Source organism: Streptomyces sp. NPDC033845 (assembly GCF_055576225.1).
Map to the genome: position 1 here is coordinate 327,544 of NZ_JBVIRI010000001.1, position 16,566 is coordinate 344,109.

At 74.5% G+C, this 16,566-nt stretch carries 16 protein-coding genes and 1 riboswitch; of the genes, 9 read left to right on the forward strand and 7 right to left on the reverse strand.

From position 1 onward, the window contains the following. Positions 1 to 13 precede the first annotated feature (13 nt). Entirely contained in the window at positions 14 to 2,098 is a 2,085-nt protein-coding gene (locus ACZ50K_RS01500) for a YhgE/Pip family protein (RefSeq protein ID WP_468895997.1), read from the reverse strand. After that, entirely contained in the window at positions 2,070 to 3,239 is a 1,170-nt protein-coding gene (locus ACZ50K_RS01505) for an ATP-binding cassette domain-containing protein (protein ID WP_468896000.1), read from the reverse strand. The genes ACZ50K_RS01500 and ACZ50K_RS01505 overlap by 29 nt, the downstream gene beginning before the upstream one ends. 199 nt (positions 3,240 to 3,438) lie before the next feature. Here ACZ50K_RS01505 and ACZ50K_RS01510 point away from each other — a divergent pair, with 199 nt between their 5' ends. The 5 genes from ACZ50K_RS01510 (at position 3,439) to ACZ50K_RS01530 (ending at position 7,665) form a co-directional block, all read left to right on the forward strand. Continuing rightward, positions 3,439 to 3,903: an SAV_6107 family HEPN domain-containing protein gene (locus ACZ50K_RS01510; RefSeq protein ID WP_468896003.1), complete on the forward strand. Its 465-nt coding sequence runs from the start codon at positions 3,439 to 3,441 to the stop codon at positions 3,901 to 3,903. A 73-nt stretch (positions 3,904 to 3,976) separates the two neighbouring features. Then, complete coding sequence (locus ACZ50K_RS01515) at positions 3,977 to 4,735, forward strand: methyltransferase (RefSeq protein WP_468896005.1); 759 nt, start codon at positions 3,977 to 3,979, stop codon at positions 4,733 to 4,735. A gap of 291 nt (positions 4,736 to 5,026) precedes the next feature. Continuing rightward, the gene (locus ACZ50K_RS01520) at positions 5,027 to 5,437 is read left to right on the forward strand and encodes a DUF3040 domain-containing protein (protein WP_468896008.1); all 411 of its coding nucleotides are present in this window, start codon (positions 5,027 to 5,029) and stop codon (positions 5,435 to 5,437) included. A 115-nt stretch (positions 5,438 to 5,552) separates the two neighbouring features. After that, entirely contained in the window at positions 5,553 to 6,191 is a 639-nt protein-coding gene (locus ACZ50K_RS01525; protein ID WP_468896010.1) for a DUF4126 domain-containing protein, read from the forward strand. 22 nt (positions 6,192 to 6,213) lie between these two features. Then, positions 6,214 to 7,665: a phytoene desaturase family protein gene (locus tag ACZ50K_RS01530; protein WP_468896013.1), complete on the forward strand. Its 1,452-nt coding sequence runs from the start codon at positions 6,214 to 6,216 to the stop codon at positions 7,663 to 7,665. Here ACZ50K_RS01530 and ACZ50K_RS01535 read toward each other — a convergent pair. From ACZ50K_RS01535 to ACZ50K_RS01555, 5 genes are all read right to left on the reverse strand, one after another. Next, positions 7,659 to 8,570, reverse strand: coding sequence for a hypothetical protein (locus tag ACZ50K_RS01535; RefSeq protein ID WP_468896016.1), 912 nt, complete (start codon positions 8,568 to 8,570; stop codon positions 7,659 to 7,661). The genes ACZ50K_RS01530 and ACZ50K_RS01535 overlap by 7 nt on opposite strands. 44 nt (positions 8,571 to 8,614) lie before the next feature. After that, positions 8,615 to 9,529 (reverse strand): methylenetetrahydrofolate reductase [NAD(P)H], encoded by a 915-nt coding sequence (metF, locus tag ACZ50K_RS01540; RefSeq protein WP_468896019.1) that lies wholly within the window; start codon positions 9,527 to 9,529, stop codon positions 8,615 to 8,617. An 83-nt stretch (positions 9,530 to 9,612) separates the two neighbouring features. Then, positions 9,613 to 10,248, reverse strand: a complete 636-nt coding sequence (gene thiE / locus ACZ50K_RS01545) for a thiamine phosphate synthase (RefSeq protein ID WP_468896022.1) — start codon at positions 10,246 to 10,248, stop codon at positions 9,613 to 9,615. A 129-nt stretch (positions 10,249 to 10,377) separates the two neighbouring features. After that, entirely contained in the window at positions 10,378 to 10,743 is a 366-nt protein-coding gene (locus tag ACZ50K_RS01550; RefSeq protein ID WP_468896025.1) for an Rv2175c family DNA-binding protein, read from the reverse strand. 81 nt (positions 10,744 to 10,824) lie between these two features. Further along, positions 10,825 to 12,084 carry an NAD(P)/FAD-dependent oxidoreductase gene (locus tag ACZ50K_RS01555; protein WP_468896028.1) on the reverse strand — a complete coding sequence of 420 codons (1,260 nt, stop codon included), beginning with the start codon at positions 12,082 to 12,084 and terminating at the stop codon, positions 10,825 to 10,827. A gap of 81 nt (positions 12,085 to 12,165) precedes the next feature. Then, positions 12,166 to 12,278: riboswitch (TPP riboswitch) on the forward strand. Here ACZ50K_RS01555 and thiO point away from each other — a divergent pair. The 4 genes from thiO to pknB all read left to right on the forward strand — a co-directional run bounded on the left by thiO (position 12,276) and on the right by pknB (position 16,560). Further along, a complete protein-coding gene (gene thiO / locus ACZ50K_RS01560; protein WP_468896031.1) occupies positions 12,276 to 13,526 on the forward strand; it encodes a glycine oxidase ThiO in 1,251 nt (416 codons plus the stop codon). It overlaps the preceding riboswitch by 3 nt. After that, complete coding sequence (gene thiS, locus ACZ50K_RS01565) at positions 13,523 to 13,723, forward strand: sulfur carrier protein ThiS (protein WP_468896034.1); 201 nt, start codon at positions 13,523 to 13,525, stop codon at positions 13,721 to 13,723. The genes thiO and thiS overlap by 4 nt, the downstream gene beginning before the upstream one ends. A 2-nt stretch (positions 13,724 to 13,725) precedes the next feature. Further along, the gene (locus ACZ50K_RS01570) at positions 13,726 to 14,520 is read left to right on the forward strand and encodes a thiazole synthase (protein WP_468896037.1); all 795 of its coding nucleotides are present in this window, start codon (positions 13,726 to 13,728) and stop codon (positions 14,518 to 14,520) included. A 99-nt stretch (positions 14,521 to 14,619) separates the two neighbouring features. After that, the gene (pknB, locus tag ACZ50K_RS01575; RefSeq protein ID WP_468896040.1) at positions 14,620 to 16,560 is read left to right on the forward strand and encodes a Stk1 family PASTA domain-containing Ser/Thr kinase; all 1,941 of its coding nucleotides are present in this window, start codon (positions 14,620 to 14,622) and stop codon (positions 16,558 to 16,560) included. The last annotated feature ends 6 nt before the right edge of the window (positions 16,561 to 16,566 follow it).

A 16,566-nucleotide genomic window follows, 5' to 3' on the forward strand; every position in this document is an offset into this window, starting at 1 on the left:
CTCACAGGTCCGCCTACAGGCTCAGGTCCGGGTGGAGCCGGTCCATGGTCCACACCTGCTTGCCGCGCACGGCCAGGGCGGTCAGCGCCAGGGATCCGGCGGTGAAGGCCAGCAGCACCGCGCAGCCCTGCCAGACGGGGGTGAGGTCGCCGCCGGTGATGAGCCTGCGCAGGCTCTCCACCACGTAGGACATCGGCAGATAGGGGTGGATGGCGTTGAAGAAGCCGGGGCTGGTCTGCACCGGATAGGTGCCGCCGGCCGAGGTCAGCTGGAGCATCAGCACGGCGAGGACCAGGATCCGGCCGGCCGCGCCGAACTTGGCGTTCAGCCACTGCACCATGGCGGCGAAGCAGCCGGTGACCAGGGCCAGGAAGCCGATGGCGGCGGCCGGATGGGCCAGTTCCAGACCGAGGGCGAAGTGCAGGACGCTCATCAGCAGGGCGACCTGGAGCACGCCGAGGGAGGCCACCGGCAGCCAGCCGGCCAGGGCCACCCGCCAGGGGGAGGCTCCGGCGGCCAGGGCCCGCCGGTTGACCGGGGCGATCAGCATGTAGGCCACCATCGCGCCGACCCAGAGGGACAGCGGGATGAAGTACGGGGCGAAGCCGGTGCCGTAGTTGGGCGCCTTGTACAGGGACTGGGCGGCGAGCCGGACCGGGTCGGCCATGACCTCGGTGCGGGCCTCCCGGGCCTGCTGGTCGTAGTCGGGGATCCGGCCGGCGCCGTCGTGCAGTCCGGTGGCGAGCTCGCCGGAACCGTCGACGAGCTTGTACATGCCGCTGTTGAGGGTGTGGGCCCCGTCGCCGAGCTTGCCGACGCCCCGGTCGATGCCGGTGGAGCCCTTGCTGGCCGCGGTGATGCCGGTGTGCAGCTTGTCCATGCCGTCGGCCACCTTGCGGGCGCCCGTGTTCAGGGCGTTCACCTTGGCCACGGCGGCGTCGAGGTCGGCGGTCAGGGCCGGGGCCCGGCGGACCACGTCGCGGGCCTTGTTCTCCAGGTCGGTGAGCTGGGACTTGAGGGTGTCGATGTCACCGCTGCCGGTCTTGACGAGGGTGTCCACGTCCCCGGCGAGTTCGGCGGCCTCCGCGGCCGCGTCCTTGGCCTTCTTCAGTTCCGGGCAGAAGGCGGGCGGGGCCTCGGCCCCGGTGGCGCAGGCCTCGGTGTAGAGCCGGTCGGTCCGCTCGGCGGCCTTCTTCGCGGCGGCGGCCGCGGCGGGGGCCTTGGCGGTGACGCTCCCGAGGTGGTTGCGGACCGTCCTGGCGGTGTCGGCGACGAGTTCGGCGCTGGCCGCGAGGCGTTCGGGGTCCTTCAGGAACGGACGGGCTTTGGCCGCTGCCCCGTTGACCTTCCCGGCGAGGATCCCGGTACCGGCGGCGAGGTCGGCGCTGCCGGTCTCCAGCCGCGCGGCGGCGGAGTCCAGCCTGCGGAGGCCGCCGGCGAGTTCACCGGTCTTCTCCTTGGCGGTGTCCAGACCGTCGGCGAGGTCCTCGGACCCCTTCTTGGCCTTCCCGGCACCGTCCTTGAGCTTGTCGGCGCCGTCGGCGGCCTCGGTGGTCTTGTCGTGCAGATCGGAGAACGAGATGAAGATCTTGTCCAGGAAGCCCCGGGAGGCATTGCTGGAGGCGGCGGCCCGGACCTCGGAGAACACGGTCTTGGAGATGGAGCCGACGATGTAGTTGTTGGCGTCGTTGGTGCGGACCTGGAGGGCGCCGGTGGTGGGGTCCTCGCCGGAACTGGAGGCGATCCTGGTGCTGAAGTCGGCGGGCAGGGTGAGGGTCAGGTAGAAACGCCCCTCTTCCAGGCCCCGTTCGGCCTCGGCGGCGCCGACCTCCTGCCAGCCGAAGGTCTTGCTGTCCTTCAGCTTCTCGGCGATCTCGTCGCCGGCGGAGAGCCGCTCCCCGTCCACGGTGGTGCCGGTGTCGGAGTTGACCAGGGCCACCGGGACCTTGTCGAGACGGCTGTAGGGGTCCCAGAAGGAGCAGAGGTAGAGGGCGCCGTAGAGCAGCGGGATCAGCAGGACGGCGACCAGGGCGGCGCGGGGGAGCTTGCCCCGGCCGAACCGCTTGAGCTCAAGCGCGGCGAGCTTCGAGGATTTCATCCTCGGCCTCCTTCGTGACGGTCTCGGCGGTGGCGGTGGCCTCGGCCGGCCCGGCGTGCCCGGCCGGTTCGGCAGGCCCAGCCGGGTCGGCCGGCTCAGCCGGCTCAGCCGGATCAGCCGGATCGGCCGGATCGGCAGGCCCGGCCGGATCGGCGGACGCAACGGGCCCGGCGGGCCCGGCGGGCCAGGCGGGTCCGGCCTGACCGGCGGGCACGGTGCGCCCTGCGGGCTTGCCGGGCCCGGCGGCCCCCGCCTGCTCGGCAGAGGCGGCGGGCTTGGCCTGCCCGGCGGGGGCGGCGGGCCCGGCGGGGGCATCGGCCGGGTCGGCCGGCCGGGCGGGCCCGGTGCGCCCTGCGGGCTTGCGGGGCCCGGCGGGGGCGGCGGACCCGGCGGGGGCCATGGCGGAGGGGGTGGAGCCCCCCGGCTCCACCCCCTCCGGGCGCGGGGACCCGGTGCGCAGCTCGACCGCGCCGGCGGGGGCCTCGGTGCACACCGCGAGGACGGTGGTGCCGGCCGCGGCGAGACCGCGGAGCAGCTCCCAGGCCCGGTCCCGCTCCTCGGCGGACAGCTTCAGGTCGGTGTCGTCCACCGCGAGCAGCCGGGGCCGGCCGAGCAGGGCCAGGGCCACCGAGAGCCGCAGGGCTTCGAGGCGTTCGAGGCCGCGGACCGGGGTGCGGGGCCCCTTGGGGAGGGCCGCCAGGTCCAGACCGGCCGCGGCCAGCGCCGCGTCGGTCCGGGCCGTCGCGGCGGCGGCCCGCTCCTTGGGGGTGCGGAACAGGGCGCGCAGGGAGCTCTCGTAACGGCCCTGCAGCAGGGCGCCCTCGCGGAGGTGTTCGGCGACGGTCAGGGAGGGGTCGAGGTCGGTGACCCCGGGGACCGGGCCCAGGGCGGCGATCCCGCGGACCGCGGCCATCCGCCGGGGCAGCGGGTGCCCGCCGACCTCGGCGGTGCCCTCGGTGGGCTTCATCCGGCCGGTGAGGGCGAGCAGCAGACAGGTGCGGCCGCTGCCGGAGGGGCCGGTGATCGCGATCAGCGAGCCGGGGGCGGCGTCCACGCCCACCCCCCGGAAGACCCAGCCGCGCGGGCCCTTGAGTCCGAAGTCCTCGGCCTTGACCGCCGCGCCGTGGTGTGGGCTGTCCACGGGTTCCCCCCTCGACATTCTTTGAACTGACCGGTCAGTTCAAAAACTACCATCCTTCGTAGCCAGCACGAATCCGCAGGTCAGCGCGATTGTCAGTGGGGTACGTCACGATGGATACCGAACAACTGACAGAAAGCGACACAGACCGAGCACCACGGACCGAGCGACACAGACAGAACGCATCGACAGGAGGTTCGCCATGGCCACACCGTCCCCGTCCCCTGTCCACCCCGTCCTGCGGAAGTCGGCGGCACCGCCCGCCGCCCTCGACCTGCTCGCCAAGGCCCACCGGGGCCTGGCCGAGGCCGCCGAGCTGCCCCGGCCCAACGAGCGGTACGCCACCGCCCACCTCGCCGCCCTGCGCACCGCCGCGGCCGTGCTCGCCGCCCGCGGCAAGCCCGAGCCGGTCGGCCCGCGGCGCCGGCCCCGGATCCGCAGCGCCTGGGAGGTGCTTCCGGAGATAGCGCCGGAACTCTCCGAGTGGAGCGCCCTGTTCGCCTCCGGCGCGGCCCGCCGGGCGCGGGCCGAGGCGGGGATAGCGGACGCGGCCAGCAGCCGCGACGCGGACGACCTGCTGCGCGCCGCGGGCATGTTCCTGCGGCTGGTCGAGCGGCTGCTGGAACTGCGTCCGCCGCTGCCCGGGCCGCGCCCGGACGTGGGATGACCGGCCCGGCGGGGATAGGGAATAGGGTGGTGACCGCACCGCACACCCCTTCCGCGCCGAGGAGTCATTCGACGTGTCCGACACTTCCCGCCCCCGCGCCTCCCTCCGTACCGCCGTGGTGTGGGAGGTCCTGAAGGAGGCGCTCGACCGCCGGGTCAAGGCCACCGGGCGGGATGTGCTGGACGTGCTCGACACCGGCGGCGGCACCGGCAAGTTCGCGGTCCCGGTGGCCCGGCTCGGCCACCGGGTCACCGTGGTCGACCCCAGCCCCAACGCCCTCTTCGGGCTGGAGCGCCGGGTCGCCGAGGCCGGGGTCGCCGACCTGGTCCGCGGGGTCCAGGGCGACGCCCAGGGCCTGCTGGACGTGGTCGACCGCGGCTCCTACGACGTGGTGGTCTGCCACGGCGTCCTGGAGTACCTGGACGACCCGGCCGAAGGGGTCGCCAACGCCGTCGCCGCGCTCCGCCCCGGCGGCACCCTCAGCCTGCTCGCGGCCGGGGTCGGCGGGGCCGTCCTGGCACGGGCCCTGGCCGGACACTTCACCGAGGCCCGGACCGCGCTCACCGACCCGGACGGCCGCTGGGGCTCCGGCGACCCCGTCCCCCGCCGGTTCAGCGCCGAACAGCTCTCCGCCCTGGTCTCCGGGGCCGGTCTGGAGGTCGGCTCGGTGCACGGCGTCCGGATCTTCGCCGACCTGGTCCCCGGGGTCTTGGTGGACACCGAACCGGGAGCCGTCGAAGCCCTGCTCAAGCTGGAGGAGGCGGCGGCCGAGCTGCCCGCCTTCCACGCCGTCGCCACCCAGTTGCACGTACTGGGCGAGAAGCAGGCCTGAGCTGCGACGCTGCCCCGGACCCGGGAAGTGACGCAGTGCCGCCGCAAGCCCTCCGCTCCGGCTGCCGGACCCGTATGATCGGGGGACACCGTCCGGTGTGGTCCCGGGGCCGTTGGGGAACAATGGCCTCACCGGCCGCCCTCGCGACGGTACGGTTTGCCGCAGTGCTCGTTTCAGGCTCGATTCAGAAAAACATGGCGTAGAGGGGCGGGTTTCACGGGGGCGATTCCCTGCCTATCCTGAAGGGGACCCCCGGTCGCCCCCCGCGACCGACGGATGAGGAGGACTCCCGTGCCGCTCTCGGAGCACGAGCAGCGAATGCTCGAGCAGATGGAGCGAGCGCTGTACGCCGAAGATCCCAAGTTCGCGACAGCGCTTGAGGGAAGCGGGCTGCGTACGTACACCCGGCGACGGGTCTACCAGGCGGTCGCAGGCTTTCTGGTGGGTATCGCGCTCCTCATGACCGGAATGGTCGCGCAGGGAAATCTGATCTGGATCAGCGTGGTGGGTTTTCTCGTCATGCTGGGCTGCGCGGTGCTCGCGGTCACCGGATGGCGCAAGGCCCCCAAACCCGGCGAGCAGCCCGTCTCCGGCGGTGCCGCCGGCGGCTCGGGCCAGGGCCGGAACCGGCAGCGCCGGTCCATGATGACCCGTATCGAACAGCGGTGGCAGCGCCGCCGCGACGAACAGCAGGGGCATTGAGCTCCCGCGACCCGCGACACCCATGACATCCGGGTGAGGGGGTGACCGCCGCCGGCGGTCGCCCCCTCACGCGTTTCACCCCGCCGGATCATCCCGGCTGCGGCATGCTGGGCGGATGAGCGTGCTCCCCCTGGTGTTCACCAGCGGCTGGGCCAGCGGCATCAACGCCTACGCCGTGATCCTGCTGCTCGGCCTGTTCGGCGCGACCGGGCTCACCGACGAGGTCCCCGCCTCCCTCCAGCGCACCGACGTGCTGATCGCCGCCGGAGTGCTCTTCCTCTGCGAGGCGGTCGCCGACAAGATCCCCTACGTCGACTCCCTCTGGGACATCGTCCACACCGTGATCCGGCCCGTCTGCGGAGCCGTGGTCGCCGCCCTGCTGGCCGGCCAGAGCGGCTCCCTGTCCGATCTCGCCGCCGGAGCCGTCGGCGGTTCCACCGCCCTGGCCAGCCATTTCGTCAAGGCCGGCACCCGGATGGCGATCAACACCTCCCCCGAGCCGTTCAGCAACATCGCCATGAGCACCGCCGAGGATCTCGGCGTCGGCGGCATCGTCACCTTCGCCATGTTCAACCCGCAGGCCGCCGCGATCATCGCCGCCGTCCTGCTCGCCCTCGGTCTGGCCGCACTGATCTACCTCTGGTCCCGGATCCGCCGGTTCCGGCGCCGCCGCGCCCAGCGCCGGGAGGAGAAACGGCTGGCCGCCGCCGCCCGCGCGGAGCACCCGGACCGGACCGGGTCGCCCCCGGGCTGACCGCGCTCGATAAGGTCACCGCATGGCACGAATTGCGGTGATCGGCGCCGGGATGGGCGCGATGGCGACGGCCGCCCGGCTGGCGGTGGCGGGACACCAGGTGACGGTGTACGAACGCTCGGAGACCTACGGCGGGGCCGTCGGCCGCCGGGAACGCGAGGGCTTCGCCTTCGACACCGGGCCGGGCCTGCTGCACCTGCCCGCCGTCTACCGCGACCTGTTCGTGAAGACCGGCAAACGCCCCCTGGAGGACTGCCTGGACCTGGTCCAGGCGAACCCGGCCGTCCGGCACCTGCTGCCCGACTACGGCATCGACCTCACCCTCCCCGGTGCCTCCCACGGCGGGGTCGCGGCCGCCCTGGACCAGGCCTTCGGACCGGGCGCCGGCGACCGCTGGAACGGCATGCTGACCCGCGCCCGCTCCGTCTGGGACGCCACCCGCCGCCCGCTGCTGGAAGAGCCCCTGGGCCCCGGCCGGGCCGCCGAGCTGGCCGCCGACCCCTATCCGGCGCTCCGCCGGAGCGGGCTGCTGCGCCGCCGTCCGCCCACCCTCGCCGAGATCGCCGACCGGGAGCTCGGCGGCGCCCTCGGCGAACTGCTCACCGGCCTGGTCCGCTCGTACGGCCTCGACCCCGACACCGCCCCCGGATCGGCGACCGTGCTGCCCTACATGGAGCAGACCTTCGGCAGCTGGTACGCGCGCGGCGGCATGCGGGCCCTGGCCGACGCCGTCCACGAACGCTGCCTGGAACGGAAGGTCGCCTTCGTGTTCGGGGCCGAGGTCCGCGAGGTGCTCGCGGAGGACGGCCGGGCCGCCGGACTGCGGCTCGCCGACGGCACCGAGGCCCGGGCCGACTCGGTGGTCTGCGGGATCGACCCCCGGCAGCTGACGGCCGGCGGACGCGCCCCCGGATCCGGCGGGGACGGCGCGGGCGGCGGGACCAGCCGGCTCACCCTGTTCCTGGCGCTGCGCGGGGCCCGCCCGACCGGCACCGCGCACCGCACCCTGCTGTCCAGCCGGGGCAGCACCCCCGACCTCACCGTGCTCCGTCCGGACGACCCGTCCACCCGGCCGGACGAGGACCACGAGGCGGTGACCGTCCAGGCCGTCTGCGCCCTCCAGGGTGGGCTCGACTGGTCGGATCCCGAGACGGCCCGTCCACATGCCGAACGGCTGCTGGAGGCGGCCGCCCTGGTGGTGCCCGACCTCCAGCGGCGGCTGCTGTGGCACGAGGTGCGGACCCCGGCGGACGTGGAACGGGACACCGGGGCGGCGGGCGGAGCCGTGCCGGCTCCCTCGCTGGCCGGAGCGGGCGGGCTGCTGCTCCACCCCGCGAACACCACGGGCCTGCCCGGCCTGTACCGGGCCGGCGGCTGGTCACACCCCGGCGGCGGCCTGCCGCACGCGGGCATGACCGGGGCCCTGGTGGCCGGACTGATCGTGGAGGGCGCCGGGTTCCGCGGCTCTCAGTAGCGGTACTGCTCGTACTCGCCGGTGTACGGATAGCCCTGCTGCTGGGGCTGCTGCGGCTGCGTGGACCGGTGGGCCTGCTGGGGGTCGTACGGCTGCTGGTAGCCGCCGTCCTGGCCGGTCCAGGCCTCCTGCTGGGGGTAGGGCCCCGGCTCCTCGGCCCGCTGCTGCGGGACCCACACCCCGCCGGGCGGGGTGTCCATGGCGTACTGGCCCTGGGCGTACGGGTCCGGGTAGCCGTAGGACTGCGCCGCGGGGCCGGTGCCGATGTACGGGTCCGAGTACGCCGCGTAGACCTGCTGCTCGCCGTCCGGCTGGTAGTAGCCCTGGCCGTACGGGTCCTGGTGGGCCGCGTACTGATGGGCGTCCTGCCCGCCCGCCGGCGCGAACCCGCCGGGCAGGAAGCCGTCCGGGTGGAAGGCGCCGGTCGGCTGCCGGTCACCGGCGTCCTGGAAGCCGTATCCGGTGTCCCCGGGCAGCCCCTGCGGGCTGAAGAAGTCCTCCTCCGAGCGGTCCGCGGGCCGACGGGCGGCCGCGGCAGGGCCGGCGGGGGCCTCGAAGGAGAGGTCGGATACCCGCAGGGCGGGATCCCGGTCCTCGGCGGCGGGGCCCCGGCGCCGGGCGGCGGGGGCCACCAGGTCCTCGGGCGCCCCGTCCCGGCGCAGGGCCCAGCCGGCCTCGAAGCCCTTGCGGAAGGACAGGGTGACCAGGGTCTGACCCACGGCGAAGGCGGCCGCACCGGCCCCGATGACCGGGACGGAGGGCAGCAGCACCCCGGCGACCACCCCGAGGAAGCCGGTGAAGGCCAGCAGCCGCCAGCGCAGCCGGGCCTTGTACTGGAGCAGGACCTCGGCGAGCAGCCACAGCGCGACCAAGCCGAACGCCCCGTACAGGACGTACATCCCCATGCCTGGCCCCTCTCGGTTCGGCCGCCCGACAGGAGGTGACCGGTCTAGGCCCGCTGGTGCAGGCCGAGGTTCTCGTAGATCTCGAGGGTCGCCGTGGAGTTGTTCAGCGTGATGAAGTGCAGCCCCGGGACACCCTCGGACAGCAGCCGCGCGCAGAACTCCGTGGCGAACTCGATGCCAATGGAGCGTACAGCGGCCGGATCGTCCTTGACGGCGAGCATGCGCTCTTTCACCGCCGGGGGGAAGACCGCTGTACTGAGCTGTGGCAGCCGGTCCAACTGCCGGATGCCCACAACCGGCATGACCTCAGGGATGATCGGGGTGTCGCAGCCGGCCTTCTCCACGCTGTCGCGGAGCCGCAGATAATTCTCCGGATCGAAGAACATCTGGGTGATCGCGTAGTCGGCGCCCGCGCGGCACTTGTCCACGAAGTGACGGATGTCCGTGTCCCAGTCGGAGGACCGCGGGTGCATCTCGGGGAAGGCGGCGACGCCCACGCAGAAGTCCCCGGACTCCTTGAGCAGCCGGACCAGGTCGGCGGCGTAGTGCACGCCCTCCGGGTGCGGCACCCACTCGGCCATCGGGTCGCCCGGCGGGTCCCCGCGCAGGGCGAGCATGTTGCGGATGCCGGCGTCGGCGAACTGGCCGATGACGTGCCGCAGCTCGGCGATGGAGTGGTCCACCGCGGTGAGGTGCGCCACCGGGGTCAGGGTGGTGTCGGCGGCGATCTCCTGGGTGGCCTTGACCGTGCCGCCGCGGGTGGAGCCGCCGGCCCCGTAGGTCACGGAGACGAAGCTGGGGGCCACCGCCTCGACCCGGCGGAGGGCGTTCCAGAGGTTCCGCTCGCCCTTCTCCGTCTTGGGCGCCCAGAACTCGAAGGAGTACGAAGGCCCGGACGCCAGCAGGTCGTGGACCGTGTGCGCACGGTCTGTCCAGGTCGAAGCGGTACCAAAGGCCATACGGGCAGGTTAGACCGGCGCCCGGGGACACCGAAGCGCTGTCCACCAGATGGACAGCTTTTTGGACAGCCGGGCGGGCCGGTTCAGCCGAGGCGTTCGCGGATCCGCTTGGCGAGACCGGCGGCGGCCGCTCCGGGGTCGGTGGCCTCGGTGAGGGCGCGGACCACGACCACCCGGGTGGCCCCGGCGTCCAGGACCTCGTCGAGGTTGCCCGCGTCGATGCCCCCGATGGCGAACCAGGGGCGGTCCTGGGCGAGCCCGGCGGCGTACCGGACGAGGCCGAGGCCGGGGGCGTGCCGGCCGGGCTTGGTGGGGGTGGGCCAGCAGGGGCCGGTGCAGAAGTAGTCCACGCCGGGCTCGGCGACGGCGGCGTCCACCTCGGCCTCGGCGTGGCAGGAGCGGCCGACGAGCACTCCGGCGGGCAGGATGGCGCGGGCCGCCGGGACGGGGATGTCCCCCTGGCCCAGGTGCAGCACGTCGGAGCCGATGGCGTGGGCCACGTCGGCCCGGTCGTTCACCGCGAGGAGCCGGCCGTGCCGGCGGGCGGCCTCGGCGAAGACGGCCAGGTGTTCCAGCTCCTCGCCGGCCTCCATGCCCTTGTCGCGGAGCTGGACGATGTCCACGCCGCCGGCCAGAACGGCGTCCAGGAACTCGGGCAGATCGCCCTGGCGCTTGCGGGCATCGGTGCAGAGGTAGAGCCGTGCGTCGGCCAAGGACATGGGATCCCCCGGTGTGAGCTGCGTGAGCGGTGTGCGGGCCCCGTGCGGGGGGCCCGCACACCGGGTGGTGCGGTGGTGCGGGTGCTGCGGTTGGTGCGGTTGGTGCAGGTGCTGCGGGTGGTGGCGCCGTCAGACGGCGAGCGCCTGGGCGCGGCGCTTCACCTCCGTGCCGCGGTTCTCGCTGAGGGCCTGGGCGGGCGTGCCGGGGAGGCTGTCGTCCGCGGTGAAGAGCCACTCCAGCATCTCTGCGTCGGTGAAGCCGTCGTCCCGGAGCAGGGTCAGGGTGCCCACCAGGCCCTTGACCACCTTGTCGCCGTCGATGAAGGCGGCGGGCACCTGGAGCGCGCGGTTCTCGCCGCGGCGCACGGCGATGAGCTGGCCCTCCTTGACCAGCTGGCGGACTCGGGTCACCTCGACGTCCAGCATTTCTGCGATGTCGGGGAGGTAGAGCCACTCGGGGACGAGAGCTTCGATCTTTGCGTCAATCTCGGTCACGGGACCAAGCCTGCCATCCCGGACGGACACCCGGTACCCGGGCGGCCCGTCCGGGGGCGGGCCGGGCCCGTCCGGTGGGGCTCAGCCGGCGAGGGCCGACTTCAGCGGGACGGCCGGGTCGGCGACCCTGGCCGGGTCCACCGGGGAGCCGGACTCGATCAGGCGGCGGCCCTGGGCCAGGTCGCGGGGCCGGCCGACGGCCAGTACGGCGGTGAGGGCGCCCTCCCGCAGCCAGCAGACCGACCAGGCCGGGCCGGCCGGGTCGCCGCGCCGGACCAGGGTGTCGGCGGGGGTGTGGTGCCCGGCGTACTGGACGAAGCGGTCGAACTGCTCGGACCAGAAGTAGGGCACCGGGTCGTAGGGGAGGTCCTCGGTGCCGAGGATGCCCGCGGCCACGGTGCGGGGGCCCTGGAGGGCGTTGTCCCAGTGGTGGACGAGCAGCCGGGCGGCGTAGCGGGCCGAGGGGAAGGAGGCGCAGTCGCCGACCGCGTACACCCCGGGGAGGGAGGTGCGGAGCCGGTCGTCGGCGGTGACCGAACCGTCCGGGCCGAGCTCCACCCCGGAGCCGGCCAGCCAGCCGGTGGCGGGCCGGGCGCCGATGCCGACCACCACGGCGCCGGCCGGGATCTCGCGGCCGTCGGCCAGCCGGACCAGGCCCGGTTCCACGGACTCGACGCGGGCGCAGGTGACCAGGCGGACCCCGGCCTGCTGGTACCAGTGCGCCATCGGGGCGGTCACCTCGGGCGGCAGGGCGCCGGGGAGCACCCGGTCGGCGGCCTCGACCACGGTGACCCCGCAGCCGGCCGCCCGGGCGGCGGTGGCGAACTCGGCGCCGATCCAGCCGGCTCCGACCACGACGACCTCGGGGGCCCCGGCGAGCACCGGTCGGAGCCGTGCCGCGTCGTCCAGGGTGCGCAGCAGGTGCACTCCGGGGACGCCATCGGCGCCGGGGAGGGTGAGGGGTTCGGCGCCGGTGGCGAGGACCAGCACCTCGTACGGCACCGGGCCGGCGGCCGTGTCGACCTGGCGGTCGGCGGCCCGCAGGCCGGTGACCTCCACGCCGAGCCGCAGGTCGATGCCGAGTTCCTCGAAGTCCACGTCGAACGCGGAGTCCTCGGCCTTGCCGAGCAGCACCGCCTTGGAGAGCGGGGGCCGGTCGTAGGGCTGGTGGGGTTCGGCTCCCAGCAGGGTGACCGGGCCGCGGTGGCCGGCTTCGCGCAGGGCCACGGCGGTCTGCACCCCGGCCATGCCGGCGCCGACGATCACCACGCCGGGCCGCCCGGGGTCCTCGGCGCGTTCGATCCGTTCGATCTGTTCGATCTGTTCCGTCTGCTCGTTCACGCCGACACCCTAATCAGCTGACGATCCGTCAGGAATAGGCAGCCTTACCCGGCCCTCGGAGCGGGGGTTAGTCTGGCCACCGTACCCATCCGCGGGAGTCCGGGCGCACCGGGCTGAGAGGGAGGCTGGACGGCCTCCGACCGTACGAACCTGATCCGGATCATGCCGGCGAAGGGAGGGGCTGGACGCCCATGCACTCATCCACCCACAGGCCGGACACCCACAGTCCGGGCACCCGTGGTCCGGGCACCCGCAGTCCGGACGTCCTGGTCGTCGGCGGCGGGATCATCGGCCTGGTCACCGCCTGGCGGGCCGCCCGGCGCGGGCTGACCGTGGCCCTGGCCGACCCGGCGCCCGGCGGCGGAGCCGCCCTGGTCGCGGCCGGCATGCTGGCCGCCGTCACCGAACTGCACTACGGCGAGGAGACCCTGCTCGCCCTCAACCTGGCCTCGGCCGCCCGCTACGAGGAGTTCGCCGCCGAGCTCGCCGAGGCCAGCGGCGGCCTCGGCATCGGCTACCGGGCCTGCGGCACCCTGTCCGTGGCCCTGGACTCCGACGACCGGCTGCACCTGCGCGAACTGCACGCGCTCCAGCGCCGCTGCGGGCTCCGGTCGGAGTGGCTGACCGGCCGCGAGTGCCGCCGGCTGGAACCGATGCTGGCCCCCGGGGTGCGCGGCGGGCTGCGGGTGGACGGCGACCACCAGGTGGACCCCCGGCTGCTGGCGGCCGCCCTGCTGGCCGCCTGCGAGCGGGCCGGGGTGGTCTTCCACCGGGCCGCCGCGGCCCGGCTCACCGTGGTCGCCGACCGGGCGGCCGGGGCGCTCCTGGACGACGGCACCGAGGTGTCCGCCGGCCAGGTGGTCCTCGCCGCCGGGAGCCTCAGCGGTCGGCTGGCCGGGGTGCCCCCGGAGGCGGCCGTGCCGGTCCGGCCGGTGAAGGGCCAGGTGCTGCGGCTGACCGTGCCGGCCGCCTACGCGCCGTTCCTGTCCCGGACGGTCCGCGCGGTGGTCCGCGGCAGCCATGTCTACCTGGTGCCGCGCGAGAACGGCGAGCTGGTCATCGGCGCCACCAGCGAGGAACTGGGCTGGGACACCACCGTCACCGCGGGCGGGGTGTACGAACTCCTGCGGGACGCCCACGAGCTGGTGCCCGGGATCACCGAACTCCCGCTCACCGAGAGCCGGGCCGGACTGCGCCCGGGCTCCCCCGACAACGCTCCGCTGCTCGGCCCGACCGCACTGCCCGGACTGCACCTGGCCACCGGCCACTACCGCAACGGGGTGCTGCTGACCCCGGTCACCGGGGACCTGCTGGCGGAACTGCTGGTCACCGGCGAACTCCCCGAACAGGGGCGCCCGTTCAGCCCCCGCCGGTTCCCGGCCGGGTCCGGTGCGGCCGCCCCGGCAGCCGCTCCCGCCGCCTTCGAGGAGTCGTACGCATGACCATCTCCGTCAACGGGGAGCCCCGCGAGATCGCCGCCGGCACCACCCTGGACCTGGTGGTGGCGGCCCTGACCCGGGCCCCGTCCGGGGTCGCGGCGGCCCTCAACGAGACCGTCGTACCGCGCGGGCAGTGGCCCGCGACCACATTGGACGAGGGGGACCGCGTCGAGGTCCTCACCGCCGTACAGGGAGGCTGACCATGGCCGACGACCTCTTCACGCTCGGCGGCCGGACCTTCTCCTCCCGCCTGATCATGGGCACCGGCGGAGCCCCCAGCCTGGACGTGCTGGAACGGGCCCTGGTGGCCTCCGGCACCGAGCTCACCACGGTGGCCATGCGCCGGCTGGACCCCACGGTCCAGGGCTCGGTGCTCTCGGTGCTGACCCGGCTCGGCATCGGGGTGCTGCCGAACACGGCGGGCTGCTACACGGCCGGCGAGGCGGTGCTGACCGCCCGGCTGGCCCGCGAGGCCCTCGGCACCGACTGGATCAAGCTGGAGGTGGTGGCCGACGAGCGGACCCTCCTCCCGGACGGGGTCGAGCTGCTGGACGCAGCGGAGACCCTGGTCGACGACGGGTTCACGGTGCTGCCGTACACCAGCGACGACCCGGTGCTGGCCCGGAAGCTGGAGGACGTGGGCTGCGCGGCCGTCATGCCGCTGGGCTCCCCCATCGGCTCCGGGCTCGGCATCCGCAACCCGCACAACTTCGAGCTGATCGTGGACCGGGCCGGGGTGCCGGTGATCCTGGACGCCGGGGCGGGCACCGCCTCCGACGCGGCCCTGGCCATGGAGCTGGGGTGCGCCGCGGTGATGCTGGCCTCCGCCGTCACCCGGGCGCAGGAGCCGGTGCTGATGGCGGCGGCGATGCGGGACGCGGTGTCCGCGGGCCGGCTGGCCCACCGGGCCGGCCGGATCCCGGTCCGCCGGTTCGCCGAGGCCTCCTCCCCCACCGGGGGCCTCGCCCACCTGGATCCGGAGCGGCCCGCGTTCTGACCCCCGGCCGGCCCGGCGGCCCGGGCCCGCACGTCACAGCTGGGCTGCAAGCGGGGGCACCCGGACGGGAGGCACAGGTGGCGCTCGTAGAATCGGCGGGTGGATACGACCCTGGATGACCCCCTCGTCGGGCGCGTGCTCGACGGCCGCTACCGCGTCGACGCCCGGATCGCGGTCGGCGGCATGGCCACGGTCTACCGCGCCCTGGACACCCGCCTGGACCGGGTGCTCGCCCTCAAGGTGATGCACCCGGCGCTCGCCGCCGACCACGGCTTCGTCGACCGGTTCATCCGGGAGGCGAAGTCCGTGGCCCGGCTGGCCCACCCCAACGTGGTGGCCGTGTTCGACCAGGGCACCGACGGCGGCTACGTCTACCTGGCCATGGAGTACGTCTCCGGCTGCACCCTGCGCGACGTGCTGCGCGAGCGCGGCGCCCTGGCCCCCCGGGCCGCCCTGGACATCCTGGAGCCGGTGCTGGCCGCCCTCGGCGCGGCCCACCGGGCCGGTTTCGTGCACCGGGACATGAAGCCCGAGAACGTGCTGATAGGGGACGACGGCCGGGTCAAGGTGGCCGATTTCGGGCTGGTCCGCAGCGTGGACTCGGTCACCCACACCACCGGCTCGGTGCTCGGCACCGTCTCCTACCTGGCCCCCGAGCAGATCGAGAACGGCGCCACCGACACCCGGGTCGACGTCTACGCCTGCGGCGTGGTGCTCTACGAGATGCTGACCGGCGCCAAGCCGCACACCGGCGGCTCCCCCGCCCAGGTGATCTACCAGCACCTGAACGCGGACGTGCCGGCCCCCTCGGCCTCCGTACCGGGACTCCCCGCCGCCCTGGACTCCCTGGTGGCGCGGGCCGCCGCCCGGACCCCGGAGCAGCGCCCCACGGACGCGGTGGCACTGCTGGCGCTGGCCCGGGAGGCCCGGGCCGGGCTGACCGACGCCGAGCTGGACGCCGTACCCCCGCAGGCCCGGGCCGGGGCGCGGTCCGCGTCCGAGGACCGCACCGGGGTGGTGCCGCGGCCGCTGACCACCCGGCAGCCGGTGGAGCGCACCTCCCGGCTGGCCTCCCCGCCGATGCCCGCGGCCCGGCCGGGCCGGGCCGCCCGGCTGCGGACGGCCGGATCCCGCAGCGGCGGGGCGTCGGGCTCCCGGCGCGGGCTGTTCCTGACGGTGGCCGGGGTGCTGCTGGCCCTCGGGCTGGGCACCGGCGTCTGGTACATCAACTCCGGGCAGTTCACCCGGGTCCCGGCCCTGCTCGGGAAGAGCGAGGCGCAGGCCCGCCAGGAGCTGTCGGCGGCCGGTCTCGGGCTGAAGGGGATCGACAAGAAGTTCAGCGACACCTTTGAGCGCGGCACCGTCATGGGCTCCGACCCGGCGCCCGGGGAGCGGATCCGCGGCAACGGCTCGGTCACCCTGACGGTGTCCCGCGGCCGCGAGCTGGTGTCCGTGCCCAATCTGAAGGGCAAGCCGCTGGCGGCCGCGAAGGCGGCGCTGGCCGCGGAGGGGCTGGCACCCGGCATGGTCGGCCAGGCCTTCAGCCAGGACATCGCCCAGGGCGCCGTGATCAGCACCGATCCGGCGGCCGGGGAGAAGCGGGCCCCGGACACGGCCGTGGCCCTGCTGGTGAGCAAGGGCCGGCCGGTGCCGGTGCCGGGCGTGGTCGGGGACTCCGTGGAGGAGGCCCGCAGCGGTCTGGAGGAGCTCGGGCTGAAGGTGCGGCTGGCCCCGGAACAGGTGAACTCCCAGCAGCCGGCCGGCCGGGTCGCCAACCAGTCGGTGGCGGCCGGCACCCAGGCCGCGGCCGGGGACACCGTCACCCTGACCGTCTCCAAGGGACCCCGGCAGGTCCCGGTGCCCGAGGTGACCGGGCGGGACGTGGACGAGGCCCGGAGCACCCTGGAGGCCGCCGGCTTCGAGGTCAAGGTGGACCGGCCCTTCCTCTCGTTCTCCGACACCGTGGCGGCCCAGTCCGTGCCGGCCGGCCAGAGCGCCCCCGAGGGCAGCACCATCACCATCCGCACCAAGGGACTGTGACCGCAC

What these genes read in the sequence shown, in the direction of transcription:
- ACZ50K_RS01525 (WP_468896010.1), top strand. Translation starts at nt 5,553, where the DNA reads ATGAGCGTGCTCCCCCTGGTGTTCACCAGCGGCTGGGCCAGCGGCATC.
- ACZ50K_RS01500 (WP_468895997.1), bottom strand. Translation starts at nt 2,098, where the DNA reads ATGAAATCCTCGAAGCTCGCCGCGCTTGAGCTCAAGCGGTTCGGCCGG.
- ACZ50K_RS01535 (WP_468896016.1), bottom strand. Translation starts at nt 8,570, where the DNA reads ATGGGGATGTACGTCCTGTACGGGGCGTTCGGCTTGGTCGCGCTGTGG.
- thiE (WP_468896022.1), bottom strand. Translation starts at nt 10,248, where the DNA reads ATGTCCTTGGCCGACGCACGGCTCTACCTCTGCACCGATGCCCGCAAG.
- thiS (WP_468896034.1), top strand. Translation starts at nt 13,523, where the DNA reads ATGACCATCTCCGTCAACGGGGAGCCCCGCGAGATCGCCGCCGGCACC.
- metF (WP_468896019.1), bottom strand. Translation starts at nt 9,529, where the DNA reads ATGGCCTTTGGTACCGCTTCGACCTGGACAGACCGTGCGCACACGGTC.
- thiO (WP_468896031.1), top strand. Translation starts at nt 12,276, where the DNA reads ATGCACTCATCCACCCACAGGCCGGACACCCACAGTCCGGGCACCCGT.
- ACZ50K_RS01570 (WP_468896037.1), top strand. Translation starts at nt 13,726, where the DNA reads ATGGCCGACGACCTCTTCACGCTCGGCGGCCGGACCTTCTCCTCCCGC.
- ACZ50K_RS01530 (WP_468896013.1), top strand. Translation starts at nt 6,214, where the DNA reads ATGGCACGAATTGCGGTGATCGGCGCCGGGATGGGCGCGATGGCGACG.
- ACZ50K_RS01510 (WP_468896003.1), top strand. Translation starts at nt 3,439, where the DNA reads ATGGCCACACCGTCCCCGTCCCCTGTCCACCCCGTCCTGCGGAAGTCG.